Origin of the sequence: Aphanizomenon sp. UHCC 0183, from assembly GCF_009712065.1 — a bacterium.
Classification (GTDB): domain Bacteria; phylum Cyanobacteriota; class Cyanobacteriia; order Cyanobacteriales; family Nostocaceae; genus Dolichospermum; species Dolichospermum heterosporum.
In genome coordinates, this window is record NZ_VILC01000169.1 from 1 (window position 1) to 3,312 (window position 3,312).

Annotated in this window: 5 protein-coding genes; 4 read left to right on the forward strand and 1 reads right to left on the reverse strand. The window is 39.8% G+C overall.

Features of this window, described 5'->3' with window-relative positions:
- Positions 1-61: 61 nt before the first annotated feature.
- Together FJR37_RS25720 and FJR37_RS25725 are read left to right on the forward strand one after the other, a co-directional pair.
- Positions 62-259 carry a hypothetical protein gene (locus FJR37_RS25720; RefSeq protein ID WP_039205056.1) on the forward strand — a complete coding sequence of 66 codons (198 nt, stop codon included), beginning with the start codon at positions 62-64 and terminating at the stop codon, positions 257-259.
- Positions 260-335: 76 nt separating this feature from the next.
- Positions 336-812 (forward strand): Tic20 family protein, encoded by a 477-nt coding sequence (locus FJR37_RS25725; protein WP_039205054.1) that lies wholly within the window; start codon positions 336-338, stop codon positions 810-812.
- On the opposite strand, the gene FJR37_RS25730 is transcribed toward FJR37_RS25725, so the two are convergent.
- Positions 809-1,582 (reverse strand): fumarylacetoacetate hydrolase family protein, encoded by a 774-nt coding sequence (locus tag FJR37_RS25730; protein ID WP_168467486.1) that lies wholly within the window; start codon positions 1,580-1,582, stop codon positions 809-811. The genes FJR37_RS25725 and FJR37_RS25730 overlap by 4 nt on opposite strands.
- Positions 1,583-1,874: 292 nt before the next feature.
- Here FJR37_RS25730 and rpsF point away from each other — a divergent pair, with 292 nt between their 5' ends.
- Together rpsF and FJR37_RS25740 are read left to right on the forward strand one after the other, a co-directional pair.
- Positions 1,875-2,201 carry a 30S ribosomal protein S6 gene (rpsF, locus tag FJR37_RS25735; protein ID WP_027404731.1) on the forward strand — a complete coding sequence of 109 codons (327 nt, stop codon included), beginning with the start codon at positions 1,875-1,877 and terminating at the stop codon, positions 2,199-2,201.
- 577 nt (positions 2,202-2,778) lie between these two features.
- Positions 2,779-3,312 (forward strand): Npun_F5560 family protein (locus FJR37_RS25740; RefSeq protein ID WP_168467485.1); only part of this gene is annotated, 534 nt, incomplete at its 3' end.

Genomic DNA, 3,312 nt, shown 5'->3' on the forward strand with positions numbered 1-3,312 from the left:
CCAACCTACTTATTACCAACATTTTTTGAGATTGCTCTATTGAAAACCAGGAGGGGTTGAGATGTTAGTCATTTTCATGGACAATCAAATCCTTAGCTCTGAAAAGGTCTGTCAGTCTTGTTTACTAGCAAATGGTAGTGGACAACCTCGCTGGGGTGGAGGTAAACTGCGCTGTGGTCAAGCAATTAATAAGTTTACAGAACAACAGCCAGATCAATATGAGTGTGTGATGGGCTTTCGTGTCGCCAATATAAAATAGATTTACCAGCAAGGTCAAGCATCTGCGTTATCCTAAGCTCAATAGCTGTTGAAATTTAGCCACAGGAGAACACAAAATGTCTTGGCGCGGGTCTACAACTTTCCCTGAGCGAATTTTCGCTTGTTTACCTTATTTGCTGCCTTTAATTGAGGTATTTGCTTTTGGTCAGTTTTTAATGAATGATTTTCCCCTTTTAAAACTGATATTTTTACCTCTGTTCCCACTGTTAAGAATTTACTATGGTGTCCGCTTTGCGGGGATGATTATTTTCTTTGCTTTGTGGTTGTTGGTGGTCAGAAACGAGAAAATTCATCATTTTATTCGTTTTAACACGATGCAAGCCATCATTTTAGATATTGTGATCTTTTTATGTAGCATCTTGACTGATATTGTGAAATTAGTTCCTGGTAGTGGATTTGCTATGCAAACACTGTTTACAACTATTTTTATGGGAATATTAGCAGCCGTTGTTTATTCCGTTGCTCAGTCTTTAATGGGGAAGTATGCGGAAATTCCCGCGATTTCCGATGCAGTACATATGCAGGTACGCTAACGCCCCACAACTGTGTTTTCTAGGCGACCAATTCCTTCGATTTCCACACGGATGCGATCGCCTATTTGCAAAGCCCCTACCCCCATCGGTGTACCAGTTAATATTATATCCCCAGGTAATAGAGTCATCACTTGACTAATATAAGACACCAAAAAATCTGGGGAAAATACCATTTGATCAATACAAGTAGACTGGACTGGGTGGGGATTATCATTCAAAAACGTTTGTAATCTCGCACCTGGGTTCAATTCTCGGACAATCCAAGGACCCAAAGGACAAAAAGTATCAAAACCTTTGGCTCTAGTCCATTGGGGGTCTTTTTTCTGTAAATCCCTGGCTGTGACATCATTGGCAATGGTATAACCCCAAATTTTACTTTGGGCTTGGGCTGGGGTACAATCACTTGTGCGATCGCCAATCACCAAAGCCAATTCTCCTTCATAGTCTACCCGTTGAGACTGATGAGGATACTTAATTTCTTTTTCCGACGCAATTACAGACGTAGGCGGTTTGAAAAAAATTAGCGGTTCAGTAGGTACAGGAGTCCCCATTTCCGCAGCATGATCAGCATAATTCTTGCCCACACCCACAATTTTTGAAGGCGCACAGGGCGCTAGAATCGTGTAAGAATTGGATGGCAGGATTAAATCCGTAGGTTGACCATCCAACCAAGGTGGAGCATCTAGCACCTCCACATTCTGAGTAAGCTGGAGCAACCCATAGTGAATTTTCCCTTCTTGACTTTGAACTCGCACATATCGCTGCGCCATAAGTTTGACAAATATCCTTAAATATGCTTCTTTTATGCAGAATGTGGTTAATGATTGCCATTGAAAACTTGTCAAATTATAAGATAAATATGGAAAACCTGATGAATTTAATTGACAACCTATTAACCAGTGGACAAATCCTACTAAAAATTGTGTTAGTGTAGAATGGCTAAAAAATTGTCAAAATTCCTTGTTGCTTGAGATGTTGATCAATAAAATTATCGCTCACAGCAATGTTTGTGTGAATTAACACCTCTTCAGCCATTTTGTCCAAAAGGTAAATTTAAAAAACATGACCACAGTTTACGAAACCATGTACATCCTGCGTCCTGACTTGGGAGATGAACAGGTAGTACAACAAATTGCTAAATACGAAAACCTTATTCGTGAACACGGCGCTGAGAATATTGAAATTCAAAACCGTGGCAAACGTCGTCTAGCTTATGAAATTCAAAGACATCGTGATGGCGTTTATATTCAACTCAACTACACAGGTCCGGGAACAGTAATCGCTATCATGGAACGTGCGATGCGATTGAGCGAAGAAGTAATTCGTTATATGACCGTCAAGCAAGAAGTTCACCAAGAAAAACCAGCAGAAGAAGTTGTAGCAGCTTAATAACCGCGTTTTTCCAAGTGATTAGTTAGGGTTTCAGCAGTATGGCTTGCGTCATGCTGCGACATCAAGGAGTCAGGAGTCAGGAGTCGGCAAGTCTTAATTAATAATTCTATAAATATTTTAAATCCAAGCAACTACTTGTACACTAAACACGAGTGGGATATAAACTTTTGCAAAGTGACAAAGAACCTAGATGTGTAGGGGTAAAGCAAAAGCTTAATGGTGTCAACTTAAGCTCAAATCCTGATGATATCTCGTTCCCAGTCTCTGACTGGGAATGCTATTACAGAGGCTCTGCCTCTGTTTTCATAGAAGGCAGAGCCTTCTAGAATTCATTCCCATACAGAGTATGGGAACGAGAAAGGGTGAAACTGATATTTTACAAGGCTTTCACGTTAAGTTGACACCAATGAGCTTTTGCTTTACCCCTACTTTAGAATCAAACAATCAAGTTGTTTTGAGTATATTATAGAAATTTCTAAATTATTTTAATCAAATTGCTCAGTATGTGATACAATCGGCGCAAGTCAAAAATCAAGTATAACTGTATATATATTAAGTAAGAGCTTTAACTGCCGTGAGCCAATCTGATATACCAAACATCCAAGAACTGTCTACGGAAATATCCCAGTTGCGCCAAGACTTGCAACTGCGTGATCAATTAGTTCAACAGTTATCACAAGAACTATTTCGGCTAGTCAAGGGTAATACTAACTTTACACCGCCAAAATCTGAGCCAGAGATAGATTCCAGTCAATTGCAAGCTTTAAGAGATCAAATCCAAGCTGTAGAACAGCAGGTAACGTTCTACCAAGAGCAAATTACAAATCGTGATACAGAGATATATCAATTACGTCAGTCTGTACAAGAACTAACTGATCGTAGTCGAATGTTAGAGCAAGTAGTACAAGAATTACCCCAAATTTACCGTCGTAAGTTTGAGGAACGCATGACACCAGTACGAGACAAGGTAACAATCCTACAACGAGAAAATCGCCAATTGCAAGCCGAATTGCAAAGTGTAAGTTACCGTTTAGCGCTCAAAAACCGCTACACAAATCATGGTGGTATTGATTTACCAACTTTTCCTCGTTCAGAAGCGACAGCCAAA

What these genes read in the sequence shown, in the direction of transcription:
- FJR37_RS25720 (WP_039205056.1), top strand. Translation starts at nt 62, where the DNA reads ATGTTAGTCATTTTCATGGACAATCAAATCCTTAGCTCTGAAAAGGTC.
- FJR37_RS25725 (WP_039205054.1), top strand. Translation starts at nt 336, where the DNA reads ATGTCTTGGCGCGGGTCTACAACTTTCCCTGAGCGAATTTTCGCTTGT.
- FJR37_RS25730 (WP_168467486.1), bottom strand. Translation starts at nt 1,582, where the DNA reads ATGGCGCAGCGATATGTGCGAGTTCAAAGTCAAGAAGGGAAAATTCAC.
- rpsF (WP_027404731.1), top strand. Translation starts at nt 1,875, where the DNA reads ATGACCACAGTTTACGAAACCATGTACATCCTGCGTCCTGACTTGGGA.